Below are 21,331 nucleotides of genomic sequence, written 5' to 3'. Positions count from 1 at the left end.
TTATGCACTGAAAAAACACTCACTGTCGCGTGAGTTGTACACTATACGGCGCTTATTTGGCTGTGAATGAGCTCAGAAAATGAGTGAAAAAAAGTGTCTTTGGTGAGTTTGGGTATACAATGCGACACCAACTGGTCCGAACAAGCAGAAGAGGATAAATCCATGACCAAATCAGCAGAGCTTTATCAAAAGGCACAACGTGCAATCCCCGGTGGAGTTAACTCTCCTGTACGTGCTTTTAACGGAGTTGGTGGCTCGCCGATTTTTATCGACCGCGCAGACGGCCCGTTGATTTTTGATGCTGATGGCAAAGCTTATATTGATTATGTCGGCTCTTGGGGGCCAATGATACTAGGCCACAACCATGCGGTCATTCGTGAAGCCGTGATAGGCGCAGCGCAGCGCGGTCTCAGTTTTGGTGCGCCGACCGAGATGGAAATCGATATGGCAGAATTAGTTTCTGAGCTGGTTCCATCGATGGAACAATTGCGTATGGTCAGTTCCGGTACCGAAGCAACGATGAGCGCCATTCGTTTAGCTCGTGGATTCACTGGGCGCGATAAAATTTTAAAATTTGAAGGCTGCTATCACGGTCATGCGGACAGTTTGCTAGTAAAAGCAGGCTCTGGCGCCTTAACATTAGGCCAGCCAAGCTCTCCTGGTGTGCCTGCTGATTTTGCTAAACATACACTGACCGCCACTTTTAATGATTTAGAATCTGTACGTGAATTGTTCGCGGCCAATAAAGACCAAATAGCCTGCATTATCGTCGAACCGGTCGCGGGCAATATGAACTGCATTCCACCAGTAGAAGGGTTCCATGAAGGCTTACGTGAGATTTGTGACCAAGAAGGCGCTCTGCTGATCTTTGATGAAGTAATGACAGGTTTTCGTGTTGCACTAGGTGGTGCACAGGCTTACTACAACATCAAACCAGACTTAACAACGCTAGGGAAAGTGATTGGCGGTGGTATGCCTGTTGGCGCTTTTGGTGGACGCCGTGATGTGATGCAATACATCGCTCCAACGGGCCCGGTGTACCAAGCTGGTACGCTATCAGGTAACCCTGTGGCTATGGCTGCGGGTTATGCCTGCTTGACGCTTCTAAAAGAAGAAGGCAATGAAAAACGTCTCGCGGCCAAAACAAAGCAATTGGCTGATGGATTCAAAGAACTCGCAGACAAACACGGTATTCCTTTGCTGGTCAGCCAAGTTGGTGGCATGTTCGGCTTCTTTTTTACCGATCAAGAACGCGTCACCTGTTATGAAGAAGTCGCAAAATGTGATGTTGAACGTTTCAAGCGCTTCTTCCATTTGATGCTCGATCATGGTGTCTATTTAGCGCCTTCAGCTTTTGAAGCAAGTTTTACTTCTTTGGCGCACGGCTCCAAAGAAATTGAAGCGACATTAGAAGCGGCCGATCGCTGCTTTGCGATGATGGCAGCTCAAGCGGAATAAGCACCATTAGGCAGACTCATCATAATTATAAAGGGCTGTAGATCAGCCCTTTATTTATTTCAGACTCAATAAGCAAGCTATCATTGCCAGTAATAAATCACTAAAACGACCAACGCCATCATGCTGATGGCAAACCACGGTAGCTTCAACTTTTTTTTATGCTGGTTTTGACACCCTTTTTCATTATCACAACATCCCATCTCATCAGTTCCTCATTGATAACACGCTGATTTGCAGTCATTATAACCCTATTACTTTACAAGGCTGGATTAACAACGTGTCAGAAAAAGTGAAAATCACCTCTAGCCACTGGGTGCTCATTGCGGCACTTGTCGCTGCGGCTATTGCTTGTTATCTGTTGATTGCACCTTATATCAACTCGATTGTGATGGCTTTCATCATCTCGTTATTGATGTTTCCCATTCATGAGTGGCTCGAACGAAAAATCCCCAAATACAAAAATACCGCCTCGTTTCTCTCGTGTATTATTTTGACGTTTATTATTGTGATTCCACTGCTGTTTGTCTTTGCTGCTATTGTGCAGCAAGGGTCGGTATTTTCTCAGAACATGTACCAATGGGTCACCCATGGTGGCATTCAAACCGCCTTTGCTCATCCTTGGATTGTCAAAGGACTCGCCATTGCGAATCAATATTTGCCCTTTGATGAAATTCAGCCACAACAAATCGCACAAAAAGTGGGGCAATTTGCCAGTTCATTTGGTACCAACTTGGTCAGTATTAGCGCAAAAGTGCTGGGTGATGCGACCAGTTTTTTGATGGACTTCTTCTTAATGCTGTTTGTGTTGTTTTTCCTACTCCGTGATCACGATAAGCTCATCAGCGCTCTTAGGCACATCTTGCCATTGTCGCGTAGTCAAGAAGACAGGTTGCTCTGCGAAATTGAGCAAGTCTCCAAATCGGCTGTCATGGGGTCATTTTTAACCGCAATAGCGCAAGGCTTTGCGGGCGGGTTTGGTATGTGGCTCGCCGGTTTTCCTGGGTTATTTTGGGGCACTATGATGGGGTTTGCTTCGTTTATTCCGGTTGTCGGCACTGCTCTGATATGGATTCCAGCCACTGTTTATCTCTTTCTAACCGGAGATAGCACATGGGGCATATTCTTGGCCCTCTGGAGCGTTATAGTTGTTGGCTCAATTGATAATTTATTGCGGCCCTTTTTAATGCAAGGGAGCGCGGGCATGAACACCTTAATGATCTTCTTCTCTCTGCTCGGTGGTATTCAGCTGTTTGGCCTGATTGGGTTAATTTACGGCCCACTCATTTTTGCCATCACTATGGTGCTGTTTAATATTTATGAGGAAGAGTTTAAAGGTTTTCTCAATCAACAAGATAATAGCTAACTTTTGACTTACTGACGATCAAGCTAGAAGCAAGGGGCAGACTGTGCGAGAATCTGCCCCTCTTTTTTAGCGCAGAGCCTACTATGTCCAGTTACACCGCACCAAGTCAAATTGCCCAGCGTCAGCTTGCTTATTTCGAAGGAAAACATCTTTTAGTGGCTGGAGAAGCGGAGGATTTATTTCCTGTAGAGTTAGCTAATCATTGTCGCTCTGTTTCGGTGTTCACCACTCATTATGGTTACTACCGCCAACTCGAATCCTATTCGCAAATTACATGTCATTTTGGCGCTCAATTTGAGCAAAAAACCGATGCAGACATGATTCTGCTTTACTGGCCCAAAGCGAAGCAGGAAGCTGAATATCTACTTGCGATGCTGTTGGCCAAACTGGGCAAAGAGACTGAGATTGTGGTCGTGGGTGAAAACCGCTCGGGCATAAAAAGCATTGAAAAAATGTTTGCAGCTTATGGGGTGGTTAAAAAGTATGATTCAGCTCGACGCTGTTCGTTCTATTGGGGGCAATGCACCCAGCAGCCACCAAGCTTCCAAATTGCAGGCTGGTTCAAAACTTATCAGGTGCAGTATCAGCAACACTCACTGATTGTAAAAAGTTTACCTGGCGTATTTAGTCATGGCGAATTTGACCTCGGCAGCCAACTGTTACTCGATACACTACCTAAACTGAGAGGAAAAGTTCTCGACTTTGGTTGTGGTGCTGGTGTGTTGGGTAGTGTAATGGCCACATTGAACCCAGATATCGAGATTGAACTGTGCGATATCAGCGCGCTTGCGATTGAATCAACCAAAGCAACCTTGATAGCGAATAACATATCAGGGAATGTATTTGCCTCTGATGTCTACTCAGATACCGCTAAAGATTATCAATTTATCGTCTCAAACCCCCCTTTCCACTCCGGATTAGAGACCAGCTATAGTGCGACAGAAGCCTTACTGGCTAACGCACCAAGCCATCAAACCGTGAAAGGCGAACTTTTTATTGTGGCCAACAGTTTTCTTAAATATACCCCGCTGATTGAACAGGCTTATGGTCATTGCGAGGTGTTAAATAAGACTAACAAATTCATCATTTACCACGCAAAAAAAACATTACAAAAGTCGCAACAATAAGTGTAATCCACTCTCAATTGGTCACTAAACTGGATGATTTTTACGAATTTTGCGTTAGTGACCACGCTTTCCACAGGACTTACTTGTCAAAGTAAAAAAACTCGTTAATTTCGTCACTTTAGGTTTTCTTTGTTTTTTTCATTCACTTTAACGACTACCTCATGCCGTTAAAGCCTCACGGAAAGTAATGCCTTTTTCTATGTTTAGGTTCTCTCGTAAGCAAAAATTTAAGCGCCTGCAAAATACTCTTATGCTGGCTTTTCTCGTTTTGAGCATCACGCCTTTAACTGTGACTGCCATTTTTTTTCTGCAATCACACACTAAAGATCTTCAAGAACAAAGCACGTCTCACTTATTGTCAGTCAGAGACACTAAGCAACAGCAAGTTCTCGATTACCTCACGGCCAAAGAATCAGAAGTGATGGGGTTTGTCCGTTCAGAGTTAGCTTATGCTAGTGGGGGGCGCTTTTACGGCTTAGTCAATGCGTTCCAAAGACTTGGTCTGGATATTGATCAAGCTCGTGAGCATGCCCAGCAGCGTTATATTCCTGGTTCTGGTGATCAGATAAAAACGTCAATATTGCCACAATCGAGCAGCTATGTAGGCAGTGAACGGTATCGCCTACTGCACAAACGCTATCATTGGGCGTATTTAGAACTGCTTAAACGTTCTGATTTTGACGATATTTTACTGGTGGATCTCGATGGTGATGTCGTTTATTCCGTTTATAAGCACGACAACTATGGGACGAATTTACTGACCGGAAAATACAAAGATAGCAATCTGGGTAAAACATTCCGCCAGTTAGAGCAGCAAGTTGGCGAACAACGAAAAATCAATGAAGAATATACACCAGTCATTATTTCTGACTTTTCACAACAAGAAGGGCAATCAGTTGCTTGGCTTGGCGCGCCCATTATTCAACAGGGCTACCTGCACAGCTACGCCATGTTCCGCCTACCAAACAATGGCATCACAAAGCTCGTTGCTGACACCAATGCGACATCGCAAATAAGGACTTTACTCGTCGGGCAAGATCATCATTCTCGAATACTCTCTTACACGCAGCAAGAAATCGAGACTAGTCAAAAAGTGATCAATCTTGCGCTTTCTGGGTTGAGTGCCGTTGGTACTTACACCAATACATTGAATGAGAAAACCATTGCCGCCTATGCACCTGTTGCAAACAAAAATATCAATTGGGCTTTGGTTGTAGAGATACCCGAAAAAGAGGCTTATGCGCGAGTTCATCAACTTGAGAAATTATTTATTTTCGCCATGCTAACCGCGATTATTTTAGTCGTCATCGCTTCACATTATCTCTCTAATTTTATTACCTCTCCCCTACTGAAGCTCACTTGGGCGGCAGAAAAAGTCTCAGCTGGGGATTTAGATGAAAATGTTATCAATACCGATCGTAAAGATGAGATTGGTCGACTCGCAGTGAGTTTTGAACGTATGCAGCGTTCAATCCGAGAAAAAATGCAGCTGATTAAAGCGCAAAATAAAGAGCTCGAAAGCAACATTCAATTAATCCGCAAACAGAACGATGAGTTGCATCTCGCTAACAAACTAAAAGATGAATTCCTAGCCACAACGTCACATGAATTAAGAACACCGCTGCACGGTATGGTCGGTATTGCAGAAGCACTGATCTCTGGGTCAAGTGGAACTATCACCGCCGATCATCGTTATCAATTGGGCATAATCATCAGCAGTGGACAACGGCTGACAAACTTGGTCGATGACTTACTCGATTACCATAAGATGCGCTATGGCAGCTTGGATATCAAACAGTGTGCTGTTGATCTATCCGGCGCAACACGCTTAGTGTTAGAGCTGTCTAACCATCTACTCAACAAAAAGCCCATTCGCGTAATAAACCAAATCCCTGATGAATGCATTTGGGTCTCTGCCGATCCACAACGATTAGAGCAAGTGCTTTATAACCTTGTAGGAAACGCCATTAAATATACGACTGAAGGGAAAATTGTCATTTCAGCCAATGTGGTTGATGACAAGATTCGTGTCCAAGTTGTCGATACGGGGCAAGGCATTCCTGCTGAACAACTTGAACACATCTTCGAACCACTGATTCAAGCAGGGCAAGATGCCAGTCGTTATCGACAAGGCGCAGGCTTGGGTCTTTCGATCAGCCGTCAATTGATCGAATTAATGCAAGGAACGCTTTATGTCAGTAGCCAACCGATGGTCGGTACGACATTCAGCTTTACCTTACCATTAGCATCAAAAGCGGAAATTGAATCGACAAGCTATATGGAAGCTGGCCATTTCCAATCTCCGACCATTTCAGACATTGAACTGCCTGAAATGCATTCACTACCTGAAAATAAAGAAGGCCCAGTGCTACTGATAGCAGATGATGAACCCGTCAATCTGCGTGTCCTAGACAGCTTCCTACGTTTAGAAGGCTATCAAGTCCGCACCGCTAAAGATGGCAATGAAGTCATTAGCGCGGTCGAAAAAGAAAAACCGGAACTTCTACTGCTCGACATTATGATGCCAGGATTAAGCGGCTACCAAGTCTGTGAAAAGTTAAGAGAAACATACGATCATGCCGAGCTACCTATCATTATGTTGACGGCATTAAATCAAACTGACGATAGAGTTCGTGGTTTTGCAGCGGGAGCGAACGATTACTTATCGAAACCTTTTAATAAGCAAGAGCTCGCTGCACGTATTACGGCGCATTTAACGGCCAGCAAAGCTGAACAAAGACGTATTGAGAACAACCAACTGCAACAAGAGCTGAAGCATAGAGCAATGGTAGAGGCCAGTTTATTGGAAACCCAAGGCCGTCTACTAGAGCAGCTTGAATCCGCTCCTGAGGCCATTATTTGCATTCGAGACGATCATAAAATCCGCTTTGCGAACGAAGCGGCGGCTCGGTTATTTAAGCGCAGCCAAGAACAACTAAAGCGCTCAAATGCGGAAGAACTCATCGCTCCCAAATACTTAGTCGTCGAGCAAGAGCATTACTGCGGTAATATCGATATCTATGTCGAAGATACACGTCAGCATATGTCTGCTGATGTGTTACGACTACCGGATGGCTCTGGGTTGCAGGCTATGTACATCTTTAACGTGGGTGGAAACATCAATGCAGCGCGCATCAATAACCTTGAAACCGCAATTGAAGCGCTATCCAGTTACGCATTTGAAGGCGATAAAGAAAAACTGCAGCAGCTCAAAGAACTCGGTGGCGAGTTCACTCGTATCGCCGACAAAGTATCGGGAGAGAGTCAATCTAAGCAAGATTTAATGCGCGAAGTACTGGTTGAAGCAATGACCAGTGCTTTAGATTACTGGGAACGGGTCAGTAACCAAAGCAAGTTTACCTTTGCAGAGCAGAGTGGACTATGGCGAGTGTATCTCGATAGAAGCACATTACAGACTCGGACACTAGACAAGTACTTACGTATCGAGACACTGCCTAAAACACCTCGCTGGCGTACCGTTCTTAATTCGTTAGATTACATTCTTGATCATTGTCAGGAGCACGGCCCTGAACGCTCTCACATCGAAGCTCAGCGCGATAAATTGCAAAAGCTACTGACCTCATCACTCTAAGTACATCAACACCATTAAGCCTGCACTCTGCAGGCTTTTTTATCACTATATTTCCATGACCATCAACGGAACAACCACCCCATTGATGCATCCAGAGTTATGACTAGTTAAATTTAATCAATGTTAACCTCAAGCATCCATTACTCTGGTACGCCTTATTCACTGCATATTACAAACCTTACTTCTCAATAGAAAAAAAGAGGCAAAATGATGATGAAAATTGGAAGTAAAAACTGATTTCTAGGCAATTTCACCAGCAGATTTTCAATTGAAGATGAATAAAGATCCAGATTGCGAACCGAATCACAACAATTCGGCAGAATTAATTTAAGTAAAAAAATTAACGATAAAACTATAAGTGAGCAAGATCTCATGATACAAAAAAAACAAAAAAACATTAAAAATAAAGGGATAAAAAGATAGCGAGCGCTTACAACTATAAGTTAATCGAATTGAGTATGAGAGGCAGATCACTGACCTAAATGAGAGTAAAAATCAAACCAAAGATGGTAAATTGACGTTTATAACGATCACTTTCTACAAATTGACGTTTTTAACGGGAATTCAAATTGATAATTTTCTCTCCAAGGTGTCTTCTTACTCCTGCCAAAGGTCTACAGGCCACTCATGTTGACCAACTCCTCCGGTTTGTTAACACGCAATGAGGTAGGCCTTGGAGAGTGTTTATCAATTGATGACATTCATATCCATTAGTGAAATGAAAGCAAATAGTAAGGAACAGCTATGCTTGCCAATATTAAAAAAACAGCGCTAGCCGCTGCAGTAATCGCCGCCGCAGCGAGCCTTTCAGCTCCAGCAGCCGCACGCAGTGAGCTAACGATCGTACCTGATTTCTACCCTACAATGGTACGTAACTTTAACCCGTATCTAGCAACAAACCTACGTACGACCACTGATTTCATCTATGAACCACTGGTCATCTTCAACGAAATGCATGGTAATACACCCGTTATGCGTTTGGCTGAAGGCTTTAAAATGTCTGATGACCTAATGAGTGTTACTTTTGATATCCGTAAAGGTGTTAAATGGTCAGATGGTCAAGCATTTACAGCGGATGATGTCGTGTTCTCTTATGGCTTATTGAAAAATAAACCTGAACTCGACCAACGTGGTATCAACAAGTGGGTAACGAGCGTAGAAAAACTGAACGACTACCAAATCCGTTTCCGTTTAACTGAAGCGAACTCAAACGTACCTTATGAAATCTCGTTAGTTCCTATCGTTGCTGAGCATGTATGGAAAGATGTGAAAGATCCAGCGACTTTCACCAACGAGAACCCTGTAGGTACTGGTCCGTTTACTGAAATCGACACCTTCACTCCACAGCTATACATCCAATGTCGTAACCCGAATTACTGGGATGCTGCAAACCTTGAGGTTGACTGTTTGCGTGTACCTCAAATTGCAAACAATGACCAATTGCTAGGTAAGATTGTTAACTCTGAACTCGATTGGACCTCTTCATTCGTTCCGGATATTGACCGTACTTATGCCGCTGCAAGCCCTAGCCACCACTACTGGTATCCGCCATCAGGCACACAAGCATTTATGGTTAACTTCAAAAACCCAGATGCAGTAAAAAATGAAGCGCTAAGCAACGTTGATTTCCGTCGCGCATTCTCTATGGCTCTTGACCGTCAAACTATTATCGATATCGCTTTCTATGGCGGCGGTACCGTTAATGACTTCGCTTCAGGCTTAGGTTATGCATTCCAAGCTTGGTCTGATGAAAACATCCACAATAAGTACAAAGGCTACAACACGTACAACGTTGAAGGCGCGAAAAAACTGCTTGCTAAAGCGGGCTTCAAAGACGTGAACAAAGACGGTTTTGTTGATACTCCATCAGGTAAATCTTTTGAGCTACTTGTTCAATCACCAAATGGCTGGACTGACTTCAACAACACAGTACAACTTGCTGTTGAACAGCTTGCCGAAGTAGGCATCAAAGCACGTGCTCGTACTCCAGAGTTTGCGGTTTATAACCAAGCAATGCTTGAAGGTACTTATGACGTCGCTTACACCAACTACTTCCACGGTGCGGACCCACATCTATACTGGAACAGTGCATACAACTCTGCACTACAGAAAGGTGAAGGTATGCCTCGTTTTGCTATGCACTTCTACAAAAACGATAAGCTAGATACTTTGCTAGACAGCTTCTACAAAACAGCGGATAAAAATGAGCAGCTAGAAATCGCTCACGGAATTCAGAAAATCATTGCTGAAAACCAAGTGACCATCCCTGTAATGTCAGGTGCTTACATGTACCAATACAACACAGCACGCTTTAGCGGCTGGTGGAACGAAGAAAATCCTAAGGGTCGTCCAAACATTTGGGCTGGTATCCCTGAGCGTCTATTACACGTACTGGACCTAAAACCAGTTAAGTAAGTAGAAGTTCATTCCTTGCGGCGTACTTCGTGCGCCGCTAAATAAAATCCCCTAAATACCTAGCAAATGTATAACGCTCGTCGTTAGGGGATTTTTCGCTCTAAATTTCGCTAGGAGCGACCTGAAACCAGGTACAGGATAAAACTGGGTGAGTAAGGTGTGAGTTATGGGTTATTTTTTAAGACGTTTGTCATTTTATTTTATCGCGTTGCTGGTTGCAGCAACATTGAACTTCATCATTCCGCGAGCCATGCCTGGAGACCCAGTGACCATGATGTTCGCAAACGCAACAACGCAAGTAACGCCAGAACGAATCGAAGCAATGAAACAGCTTCTCGGTTTCGTTGATGGTCCGTTACCCGTACAATATTTGACCTATTTAAAAAGCATTCTAAGTTGGGAATTAGGCACGTCGATTAAGTTCTATCCGTTAAGTGTCAATGAATTACTGGGTAGTGCATTTGGTTGGTCGTTATTTCTAGCGGGTACTGCGGTTGTGATCTCGTTCTCAATCGGTTCTCTACTGGGCATTTTTGCCGCATGGAAACGAGGCAGTCGTTACGATACGTTTATTACTCCAGGGATGTTGGTTATACAAGCCGTTCCGCAAGTGGTTATTGCGATGATCGCTATGTTTACTTTTGCTATCGGCTTGCAATGGTTCCCTACGGGTTATGCCTACACTGCTGGTACGATGCCAGATTGGACAAGTTGGACATTCATTAAAGATGTGGCCTACCACGCTTTCTTGCCTCTTGTCTGTGCGTCTCTAGTACAAATCGGTGGGTTTCTCGTCAACATGCGTAACAACATGATTAACCTGCTCGCTGAAGACTACATAACGATGGCGAAAGGGAAAGGGCTCAGCGAAAACCGTGTGGTTTTCCAGTACGCCGCTCGTAATGCTTTATTGCCAAGTGTCACCGCTCTATCGATGTCTTTGGGTATGGCTATCGGTGGTCAGCTCATCATTGAAATTATCTTTAACTATCCTGGCCTTGGTACCGTTTTATTTAATGCGATCAACGCTCGTGATTACCAAGTTCTGCAAGGGCAGCTACTGATTATGACGCTCTTTATGCTGTTCTTTAACCTGTTGGCGGACATGCTTTATGTCGTACTAGACCCTCGCCTACGCAAGGGAGGTAAATAATCATGAAAGATCTCATTAAACTCATTCGCGGCAATACCGTTGCCATGGTTGGTGTCATTATTTTGGGCCTATTTTTATTCATCGCCCTTGCTGCGCCACTGATCACCAAACATGCGCCAGATAAACGTACCGGAAATCCACACGAGTACCCATCGTTTGTCGTCAAAGCCGCTAAAGCAGATCCGAATGGCTGGATTGCTGAAAACTTGGCGACTGACCGCCGCACCTTACTACTCTCAAAAGGTGAAGACCATGTGCTAGGCACCTCTCGTATGGGACGCGATGTTTGGTCACAAGTGGTGTATGGCGCACGAGTCTCACTCGCCGTGGGTTTTGGCGCAGGAATGACCGTCTGTTTTCTTGCGACTGTGATTGGTGTTTCTGCCGGTTACTTTGGCGGTAAGGTCGATGACATTCTAACCGCCGCTATGAATATCATGCTGGTGATACCGCAATATCCTCTTTTATTCGTGGTCGCGGCATTTATTGGAGAGGCCGGCCCATTAACCATTGCACTCATCATTGGCTGCACCTCCTGGGCTTGGGGCGCTAGGGTCGTACGCTCACAAACCCTCGCACTGCGTGAAAAAGAATTTGTCAGAGCGGCGGAAGTCTTGGGTGAATCATCATGGCGCATCATTTTCGTTGAGATTCTACCTAACCTCATCTCCATCGTTGGCGCTAGCTTCATCGGTTCAGTGATGTACGCCATCATGATGGAAGCCACTATCTCCTTCCTTGGTCTTGGCGATCCAAACACCATCAGTTGGGGCATCATGTTGTACAACGTTCAAACGTCCTCTTCTATGCTGATTGGCGCTTGGTGGGAACTGCTTGCTCCTTGTATTGCTTTGACTCTACTCGTTACTGGTTTGGCTTTACTGAACTTTGCGGTCGATGAAATTGCCAACCCACAACTGCGTTCACACAAAGGAATGAAGCGTTGGAAAAAACTCGCAGAGCAAGACAAGAAAGAGCGTCAGCCTGACCTGCCACCACAAAATGCACTTTGGAGCGGAGATAAATAATCATGACAAACCCACTTATTTCAATCCGTAACCTATGCGTTGACTACATCACCGACGCAGGTGATGTTCGAGCATGCAGCAACGTCAGTTTTGACATTGCACCTGGCGAAGTATTTGGCCTTGCTGGTGAATCTGGCTGTGGTAAATCAACTATCGCATTTTCACTGATGCGTCTGCATAAGCCGCCCGCGTTTATTACTGGTGGAGAAGTGATTTTTAATGGTGAAAATATCATTAAATACAGCGATGAACGCATGCAATCCTTTCGCTGGAGCCAAATGTCGATGGTGTTTCAAAGTGCGATGAACGCTTTGAACCCAGTATTGACGATGGAAGAGCAATTTTGTGACGTGATCATGCGCCATACCAACATGACTCGTGAACAAGCTAAACGCCGTGCTGAAGGTTTGTTAGAAATTGTCGATATTCACCCAAGTCGATTAAACGATTACCCACACCAATTCTCTGGGGGTATGCGTCAGCGCTTGGTGATTGCAATTGCTCTCGCGCTCAATCCTAAAATGATCATTATGGATGAGCCCACTACGGCACTTGATGTGGTTGTCCAACGTGAAATATTGCAAAAAATCTATGCGCTGAAAGAAGAGTTTGGCTTCTCTATCTTATTCATCACCCATGACTTGTCGTTGATGGTCGAGTTCTCCGATCGAATTGGCATCATGTATTCCGGTGAATTAATTGAAGTGGCTCCTTCTAAACAGATTCTGGAAAGCCCTTTCCACCCTTACACCAAAGGGCTGGGTAGTTCTTTCCCTCCACTGACAGGCCCTAAAACGAAGTTAACTGGAATACCAGGTAACCCGTTGAACTTATTGGATATACCTCAAGGTTGTCGTTTCCAAGCTCGTTGCGATCGCGTACATGAAGCTTGCACCAAAATTCCAACGAGTTTGCGCCAAATAGAGCTTGGACGCTTCTCCAGTTGCCACCTTTACGGTGACCCAATTGCTCAAGTGAAACTGTAGAGCACAAGCTGTATTACAAAAATTTCTGGAGACAATTATGAGCAAAAATTTCGGTGAATTACTGGTTGAGGGGAAAAATCTAGTTAAAGATTTTCCAATCAACAGTAACACCCTAAAACAACCTATGATGCGAGCGATCAACGACGTATCGTTCAAAATGTTCAAAAGCCGCGGCTTGGCTGTCGTGGGTGAATCAGGCTCTGGCAAATCAACAACCGCTAAAATGATTGCCAAAATGTACGCCCCAACATCCGGTGTAATTGAATACAAAGGACGCGATATTTTAGACATCACTTCACGCAGTGACCTGATGCACTATCGCGAAGGCGTCCAGATGGTATGGCAAGATCCGTTTGGCTCACTCAACCCAACTCATACCATTTTTCATCATATTGCTCGTCCACTGCTTATCCATAAAAAAGTGACGTCAGGTAATAAGAGAGAGTTAGAAGAACGCGTTCACGATTTACTGGAACAAGTCGGCCTTATTCCACCAAAAGAAACAGCCGCGAAATATCCGCACCAGTTGTCTGGTGGACAGCGCCAACGTGTCAACTTAGCGCGTAATATCGCGGTTGGTGCCGAAGTGGTACTGGCTGATGAACCAACCTCCATGTTGGATGTGTCGATTCGTGCGGGTGTTCTCAACCTGATGGAAGAGATGAAGTTTGAAAAGCAGATGTCGCTGCTTTATATCACGCATGACATCGCCACCGCACGCTACATCGCCGAAGACTTAGCCGTCATGTACGTCGGACATATGGTGGAATGGGGCGATACCGAAGAGATCATTCACGATCCTCAGCACCCATATACTCAACTATTGGTTTCCGCAGTACCCGATCCTAGTAAATCGATACACGAGAAGCTCAAAGGGAACAAAGGCGAAATTCCACTTTGGACCCCGGTATCAACAGGCTGTCCTTTTGCTGGTCGATGCATGCAGGCGAGTGACAAATGTCGTGAACAACTTCCAGCGGTGACTCAGTTGTCTGATAACCACTTTGTTCGTTGTTACTTATTTGAATAATCACTAACGCACACCTTAATGTATTGAAGCCGCTGACATAACCTCATCGGTTTCAATACCTTAGGTAAACCTATAAAACAAAGTCAGCACACGCCCCCGACGGGTTGAGTGCTGGCGAGAAATCAAAGATCTGGCTTGGAGATGTTTAATGCTGCTACTGATTAACCATATTGGTTATGAGCCACAAGGGCCAAAACAGGCGATACTAATGAGTAACACACTCCGTGTTTCTTCCGATATCGCCCTGCTTGTTTGTGCAAACAGCCATCAAACGGTGTCGACTTTCGTTGTTGAACCACAAGCTAAAGTCGCACATTGGCATTTAGGTAGCTTTTACACGATCGACTTTTCTCAATACACCACTTCAGGGCAGTATTACCTGCGTTTTGAAAATACCCACTCCCCCATTTTTGAAATTGGTGAAGGGATACTGATGAAAAAAACGTTTTCTGATGTATTGCACTACTTCAAATCACAACGTTGTGGTGGCATTTTCGACCAGCAAGATAAGCTCGTACCACTGCTTGGTACATCAACCACTGCCGATGTACACGGTGGCTGGTACGACGCTTCCGGTGACGTCAGTAAGTATCTGAGTCACCTTTCTTACGCCAACTATTTAAACCCTCAACAAACCCCAATGGTGGTTTGGAATATGCTAAAGGGATTGGCACAACTAGAACACCACTCGAGTTTTGCTGCATTTTCTCGCACTCGCCTTAAGGAAGAGGCGTTATTTGGTGCTGATTTTCTGATCCGCATGCAAAACTCCGAGGGGTTCTTTTATACAACGGTCTTTGACAAATGGAGCAAGGACATTAAGCAACGAGAGATCTGCGCCTATGCCACTCAATCAGGCCACAAGTCTGACGATTATCAAGCCGGATTTCGTCAAGGGGGAGGCATTGCGATTGCCGCTCTTGCGGTGGCAGCACGTTTAGATGTTCACGGTGATTTCACCTCAGAACACTATTTAACAGCGGCGGAGCATGGTTACTGGCATTTAAAAGAAAATAACACGCGCTATCTCGACGATGGCCAAGAGAACATCATTGATGCTTATTGCGCTCTGCTTGCATCGGTTGAACTCTATCGCTCAACTCATCAAGCAAATTATCTGGTTGAGTGTCGTCTTTGGGCACAAAGGTTATGCGCTTATCAACACAGCGACGCTAACATCGCTCATTATTGGGCAGCCAATAGTGATGCCACTCGCCCTTATTATCACGCCGCCGAAGCTGGACTACCAGTGATTGCACTGTGCGAATATCTCGAGATTGAAACGGAAGAACACCTCAAACAATCGGTCGTTCAAGTGATTGAGAATGCTTGCCGCTTTGAGCTCACTATCACTCATCAAGTCAGTAACCCATTTGGCTACCCACGCCAATATGTAAAACCAGTGAATGGCGACAAACGCTGCGCATTTTTTGTCGCTCACGACAATGAATCCGGCTACTGGTGGCAAGGCGAAAATGCGCGTTTAGGATCGCTCGCGTGTATGGCTTATCGCGCCCAAGCCTTCGTCAACGCAGATCTGCATGCCCCTTTAACCACCTTTGCACAAAATGCATTGAACTGGATTATCGGATTAAATCCATACGATATGTGCATGCTCGATGGGCACGGTCGCAACAATCCAGACTACCTCCCCCACCTAGGCTTTTTTAATGCTAAAGGGGGAGTGTGTAATGGCATTACAGGCGGTTTTGAAGATGAAGAAGATATCGCTTTCAACCCAGCTAAACAGAAGGATGACATGCTGCAAAACTGGCGTTGGGCTGAGCAATGGATTCCTCATGGTGCTTGGTATCTGCTAGCCATCACAACCCAGTTTTGCCACTTCTCAACACCAGACTTAGAGAGGCAGTCATGACTTTTTATTATGTCGGTATTGATGGAGGCGGCACATCATGTCGCGCACGCATCCGCAACGAGCAAGGCGCGCTGTTAGGTGAAGCGAAAAGCGGTAGCGCCAATATTTTATTGGGTGTGGAACTTGCCATGCAGGCGATCATTGATGCAATTACTCAAGCGGCGCACCAAAGCGGGCTGACGAAAGAGAATTTTGCTCAGATGCACGTGGGTCTTGCTCTGGCTGGTGCAGAACAAAAATCCGCATGGCATGCGTTTATGTCTCAGACACATCCTTTTGCTTCACTAACGCTCAACACAGATGCTTACGGTGCCTGTATTGGTGCTCATAATGGTGAAGATGGCGCAATTATGATCGCGGGAACGGGCTCTTGTGGCCTATTTTTACACGCAGGGCAGCAGCATGTGGTGGGTGGCCGAGAGTTTCCCATATCCGATCAAGGCAGCGGTGCCATCATGGGTTTACGCCTAATCCAGCGCGTGCTGCTCATTGAGGATGACATCGGAGAGCCTTCATTATTAAGCGCTCATGTGATGCAACATTTTAACCACGATGTTGATCAGATTGTCGAATGGTCAAAAACCGCACTCCCACGCGACTATGGCCAGTTCTCTCCCGTTATTTTTTCTCTAGCGCAACAAGGTGATGCGCTGGCGATCGAGCTTCTCAAACAAACCGCGGCAGACATCGAAATGTTTCTTGTCGCTCTTCATAACAAAGGAGCCAAGCGGATCTGCCTCATGGGTAGCATTGCAGAGCGTATCTTGTATTGGCTTTCTCCACCGGTACAGCAGTGGATTGTTCAACCTCAATTCGACGCTATCGAAGGCGCGATTATGTTTGCCGGCAAAGCCGAGCATAATTTGTATTAAGGAATCACTATGAGCTATCGAATTGACTTTGCGGTACTCTCAGAACAGAAGCAATTTTGCCGTTTTGGTTTAACGTTCCATAATTTAAGCGATCAAGACCTAAAAGACTGGTCGTTACATTTTGTGATTGATCGCTTCATTCAGCCAGACAGCATCACCCATGGCAACGTAGTGCAAATAGGCAGTTTCTGCTCATTAGCGCCAGATATGACCGTGCTTGCTGCAAACTCGCATTTTTACTGTGAATTTAGCATCAAAACCGCTCCTTTCCATTTTTACACTGATGGCGTAAAGCACGCCTTTGTTCAATGCAATGGCGAGCAACCGATCGAACGTCATGATGTGATCGTAACCCCGATTGCTCTCGCCTCGCCTTATCGTGAGCGTAGTGAAATACCTGCAGCAGAAGCCGCGAGCCTCAGTCTCATTCCATTACCAAACAAGATTGAATCCGGCACAGGGCATTACACCTTAACGACTTCGAGCCAGATTACCTTGCAATCCACGTGCGCTGAGCAAGCTGCGACTTGGTTACAACAGGAACTCAACCGTATATTTGATTTTCAGCCCAAACCCATTGGCAGCGCTGATATTATCTACCGCACTAACCCGACCTTTGACGAGGGCGCGTATCAACTCAACGTCGATCGTACCGGCATTCGCTTAGAGGCGAGTGGCCATCAAGGCTTTATGTATGCTAGCGCGACCCTGTTGCAGTTGATTCAAGTTCAAGATCAATCCTGGTTAGTCCCCTGCGTCAAAATCAGTGATGCGCCACGCTTTAAGTACCGAGGCATGATGCTCGATTGTGCGCGCCATTTTCATGGAATCGAGACAGTTAAGCGACTTATTAACCAATTAGCGCATTACAAATTCAATACGTTCCATTGGCATTTGACCGATGACGAAGGATGGCGTATCGAAATTAAAGCACTGCCACAACTCACCGAAATCGGTGCATGGCGAGGGGTTGATGAAGTGCTCGAACCTCAATACAGCTTGTTAACGCAGCGCCACGGTGGTTTCTATACACAACAAGAGATCAAAGAGGTTATCGCATACGCTCAAGAGCGTGGTATCACAGTGATCCCTGAAATTGATGTTCCCGGACATTGCCGCGCCGCGATCAAATCTCTGCCTCATCTGCTGGCCGATGAAGAGGATCAATCACACTATCGCAGCATTCAATATTATAACGATAACGTCCTCTCCCCCGCCCTTGAAGGTACGTATGAGTTCTTAGATATCGTCTTGCAAGAAGTCTCTGAGCTATTTCCATCCCACTTTATTCATATTGGTGCCGACGAAGTGCCTGATGGGGTCTGGATTAACAGCCCTAAATGTCAACAACTGATGGCTGATAATGGCTATACCGAGGCCAAAGAATTACAAGGACACTTATTGCGTTATGCCGAACAAAAACTGCGTACGCTTGGCAAACGCATGGTCGGCTGGGAAGAAGCACATCATGGCAATAAGGTCAGTAAAGATACCGTTATCTACTCTTGGCTTTCTGAAGCGGCGGCATTGAACTGTGCCAAACAAGGGTTTGATGTGATTTTACAACCCGGTCAGTACACGTATCTGGATATTGCTCAAGATTATGCGCCAGAAGAACCGGGCGTTGACTGGGCAGGTGTTACCCCATTAGAAAAAGCCTATCGCTATGAACCCTTAGCCGAAGTGCCCGAAAACGATCCACTCCGTAAGCGAATTCTCGGTATTCAGTGCGCTTTATGGTGTGAATTAATCAATAACCCACAGCGTATGGAATACATGATTTATCCACGCTTAACTGCTCTCGCCGAAGCAGGATGGACTCATAAAGTGCATCGTGATTGGCAAGATTATCTGTCACGGCTCAAAGGACATCTGCCTATGTTGGACAAGCAAGGCATCCGTTACCGAGCACCATGGAAATAAACACAACACTTGGAGTCGGCATTGCCTCTCCTTGGTTTTCACTAGCATAATTTTTGGCTGCAAAAGACGCAGTTTGTTTAAAAGGAAATGACAATGAAATACGGCTATTTCGATAACGACAATCGTGAATATGTCATCACACGCCCTGACGTTCCAGCGCCTTGGACCAACTACTTAGGGACAGAAAAATTCTGCACCGTGATCTCTCATAACGCGGGCGGTTACTCTTTTTACAATTCACCAGAATATAACCGTGTTACCAAATTTCGCCCGAACGCTTCTTTTGATCGCCCGGGGCACTATGTTTACTTACGTGACGATGCAACTGGCGACTATTGGTCTATTTCTTGGCAACCCGTAGCAAAAAGCTTAGAAGAAGCGAAGTATGAAGTCCGCCACGGCCTCTCTTACTCCAAATTCAAATGTGAATACAGCGGCATTACTGCCACTAAAACTCTCTTTGTACCGAAAGGCGAAGATGCTGAAATTTGGGATGTCGTCATTAAAAACGATTCCACTGAGACTCGCACTATCAGCGCTTTTTCGTTTGTTGAATTCTCTTTTAGTCACATTCAATCCGATAACCAAAACCATCAGATGTCGCTTTACTCTGCAGGTACCGCTTATCACGCGGGTGTGATTGAGTACGATCTTTACTACAACACCAATGATTTCGAAGGCTTTTACTACTTAGCCTCGACGTTTGATCCAGATTCTTATGATGGACAACGCGATACCTTCCTCGGCTTGTATCGTGACGAAGCCAATCCCATTGCAGTAGAACGTGGTCACTGCTCGAACAGCGCGCAAACCTGCTACAACCATTGCGGTTCGCTGCACAAACAATTTGTAATCCAACCGGGTGAAGAAGTTCGCTTTGCTTATATTTTGGGAATTGGTAAAGGCAATGGCGCGCGTTTGCGTGCTAAGTACCAAGACTTGGCTAATGTCGATGCCGCTTTTGCTGGGATCAAAGCGCATTGGGATGAACGTTGTGCGAAATTCCAAGTAAAATCACCGAATGAAGGCCTTGATACCATGATCAACACTTGGACGCTTTATCAAGCGGAAACGTGTGTGGTGTGGTCTCGCTTTGCCTCTTTCATTGAAGTGGGCGGTCGTACTGGCCTTGGTTACCGTGACACGGCGCAAGATGCCATTTCAGTACCGCACGCAAACCCGAAGATGACCCGTAAACGCTTGGTTGATCTGCTTCGTGGTCAAGTCAAAGCGGGCTATGGCCTACACCTATTTGATCCTGACTGGTTTGATCCAGAAAAAGTGGATGTCAAACCATCAAAATCGCCAACCGTTGTACCAACACCAAGTGATGAAGATAAGATCCACGGCATTGAAGATACGTGTTCTGACGATCATCTCTGGCTCGTTCCAACCATCTGTAAATACGTGATGGAAACGGGTGAAACATCCTTCTTTGATGAAGTGATCCCTTACGCCGATGGTGGCAATGCAACGGTTTACGAACACATGAAGGCGGCGCTTAACTTCTCGGCAGAATACGTGGGGCAAACAGGTATCTGCAAAGGCTTACGCGCTGACTGGAACGACTGCTTGAACTTAGGTGGTGGCGAATCATCTATGGTTTCTTTCCTTCACTTTTGGGCGCTGCAAGAGTTTATCGACCTTGCAAAATACCGTGACAATGCAGAGGATGTTGCGAAATATACCGAAATGGCGGCGAACGTACGTGAAGCTTGTGAAACTCACCTTTGGGATGAAGAAGGTGGCTGGTATATCCGTGGCCTGACGAAAAATGGCGACAAGATAGGAACCGCTCAGCAAACTGAAGGTCGAGTTCACCTTGAATCAAACACACTCGCCGTCTTATCGGGCGCAGTGTCGCAAGAGCGTGGTGAAAAAGCGATGGATGCCGTTGATGAGAATCTATTCTCCGAATACGGTCTACATCTGAACGCACCTTCCTTCTCAACCCCTAATGATGACATCGGTTTCGTTACTCGTGTTTATCAAGGTGTTAAAGAAAATGGCGCTATTTTCTCACATCCAAACCCTTGGGCATGGGTTGCAGAAACGAAGCTTGGCCGTGGTGATCGAGCCATGAAGTTCTACGACGCATTAAACCCTTATAACCAAAACGACATCATTGAAAAGCGCGTTGCCGAACCTTACTCATACGTGCAGTTCATTATGGGACGAGATCACCAAGATCACGGCCGTGCAAACCATCCATGGTTAACAGGTACGTCTGGTTGGGCCTACTTTGCCGTCACCAATTTCATTTTGGGTGTTCGTGTCGGTTTTGATGGCCTCGTCGTAGACCCATGCATTCCTACCAATTGGCCTGGTTTTGAAGTCACTCGCCAATGGCGCGGCGCGACTTACAACATCACAGTGCAAAACCCGAACTCCGTCAGTAAAGGGGTGAAAACAATCACAGTGAATGGCGAAGCAGTAGAAGGCGTGATTCCTGTCATGGCACAAGGCAGTGTCAACGATGTAGTGGTTATTCTCGGTTAACGCGATTTG

13 protein-coding genes are annotated in these 21,331 nt (G+C 45.5%); all 13 read left to right on the top strand.

Going from position 1 to position 21,331, the window contains the following annotated elements; all coding sequences use genetic code 11:
- Positions 1-162 precede the first annotated feature (162 nt).
- The 13 genes from hemL to PL85_RS11515 all read left to right on the top strand — a co-directional run bounded on the left by hemL (position 163) and on the right by PL85_RS11515 (position 21,322).
- A complete protein-coding gene (gene hemL / locus PL85_RS11575; RefSeq protein ID WP_026028237.1) occupies positions 163-1,458 on the top strand; it encodes a glutamate-1-semialdehyde 2,1-aminomutase in 1,296 nt (431 codons plus the stop codon).
- Between the two features lie 277 nt (positions 1,459-1,735).
- A complete protein-coding gene (locus PL85_RS11570; RefSeq protein ID WP_017049774.1) occupies positions 1,736-2,821 on the top strand; it encodes an AI-2E family transporter in 1,086 nt (361 codons plus the stop codon).
- Positions 2,822-2,904: 83 nt separating this feature from the next.
- Entirely contained in the window at positions 2,905-3,948 is a 1,044-nt protein-coding gene (rsmC, locus tag PL85_RS11565) for a 16S rRNA (guanine(1207)-N(2))-methyltransferase RsmC (protein ID WP_115339532.1), read from the top strand.
- Positions 3,949-4,147: 199 nt separating this feature from the next.
- The gene (locus PL85_RS11560) at positions 4,148-7,540 is read left to right on the top strand and encodes a response regulator (RefSeq protein WP_026028236.1); all 3,393 of its coding nucleotides are present in this window, start codon (positions 4,148-4,150) and stop codon (positions 7,538-7,540) included.
- A 744-nt stretch (positions 7,541-8,284) separates the two neighbouring features.
- Positions 8,285-9,955, top strand: a complete 1,671-nt coding sequence (locus PL85_RS11555) for an ABC transporter substrate-binding protein (protein ID WP_115339531.1) — start codon at positions 8,285-8,287, stop codon at positions 9,953-9,955.
- 166 nt (positions 9,956-10,121) lie between these two features.
- Positions 10,122-11,108 carry an ABC transporter permease gene (locus tag PL85_RS11550; RefSeq protein ID WP_013857640.1) on the top strand — a complete coding sequence of 329 codons (987 nt, stop codon included), beginning with the start codon at positions 10,122-10,124 and terminating at the stop codon, positions 11,106-11,108.
- Between the two features lie 2 nt (positions 11,109-11,110).
- Complete coding sequence (locus PL85_RS11545) at positions 11,111-12,136, top strand: ABC transporter permease (protein WP_013857641.1); 1,026 nt, start codon at positions 11,111-11,113, stop codon at positions 12,134-12,136.
- Positions 12,137-12,138: 2 nt separating this feature from the next.
- Positions 12,139-13,122: an ABC transporter ATP-binding protein gene (locus PL85_RS11540; RefSeq protein WP_013857642.1), complete on the top strand. Its 984-nt coding sequence runs from the start codon at positions 12,139-12,141 to the stop codon at positions 13,120-13,122.
- Positions 13,123-13,159: 37 nt separating this feature from the next.
- A complete protein-coding gene (locus tag PL85_RS11535; RefSeq protein ID WP_013857643.1) occupies positions 13,160-14,152 on the top strand; it encodes an ABC transporter ATP-binding protein in 993 nt (330 codons plus the stop codon).
- Between the two features lie 148 nt (positions 14,153-14,300).
- Positions 14,301-16,028, top strand: coding sequence for a glycoside hydrolase family 9 protein (locus tag PL85_RS11530; RefSeq protein ID WP_115339530.1), 1,728 nt, complete (start codon positions 14,301-14,303; stop codon positions 16,026-16,028).
- Positions 16,025-16,900, top strand: a complete 876-nt coding sequence (locus PL85_RS11525; protein WP_115339529.1) for a glucosamine kinase nucleotide-binding domain-containing protein — start codon at positions 16,025-16,027, stop codon at positions 16,898-16,900. The genes PL85_RS11530 and PL85_RS11525 overlap by 4 nt, the downstream gene beginning before the upstream one ends.
- 9 nt (positions 16,901-16,909) lie before the next feature.
- A complete protein-coding gene (locus PL85_RS11520; RefSeq protein WP_115339528.1) occupies positions 16,910-18,823 on the top strand; it encodes a beta-N-acetylhexosaminidase in 1,914 nt (637 codons plus the stop codon).
- Between the two features lie 93 nt (positions 18,824-18,916).
- Positions 18,917-21,322, top strand: coding sequence for a GH36-type glycosyl hydrolase domain-containing protein (locus PL85_RS11515; RefSeq protein ID WP_094147072.1), 2,406 nt, complete (start codon positions 18,917-18,919; stop codon positions 21,320-21,322).
- Positions 21,323-21,331 lie beyond the last annotated feature (9 nt).

Origin of the sequence: Vibrio anguillarum (assembly GCF_001989995.2) — a bacterium.
GTDB classification, from domain to species: domain Bacteria; phylum Pseudomonadota; class Gammaproteobacteria; order Enterobacterales; family Vibrionaceae; genus Vibrio; species Vibrio anguillarum.
The sequence above is the reverse complement of the archived record's forward strand: the minus strand, read 5'-3'. Positions and strand labels throughout refer to the sequence as shown.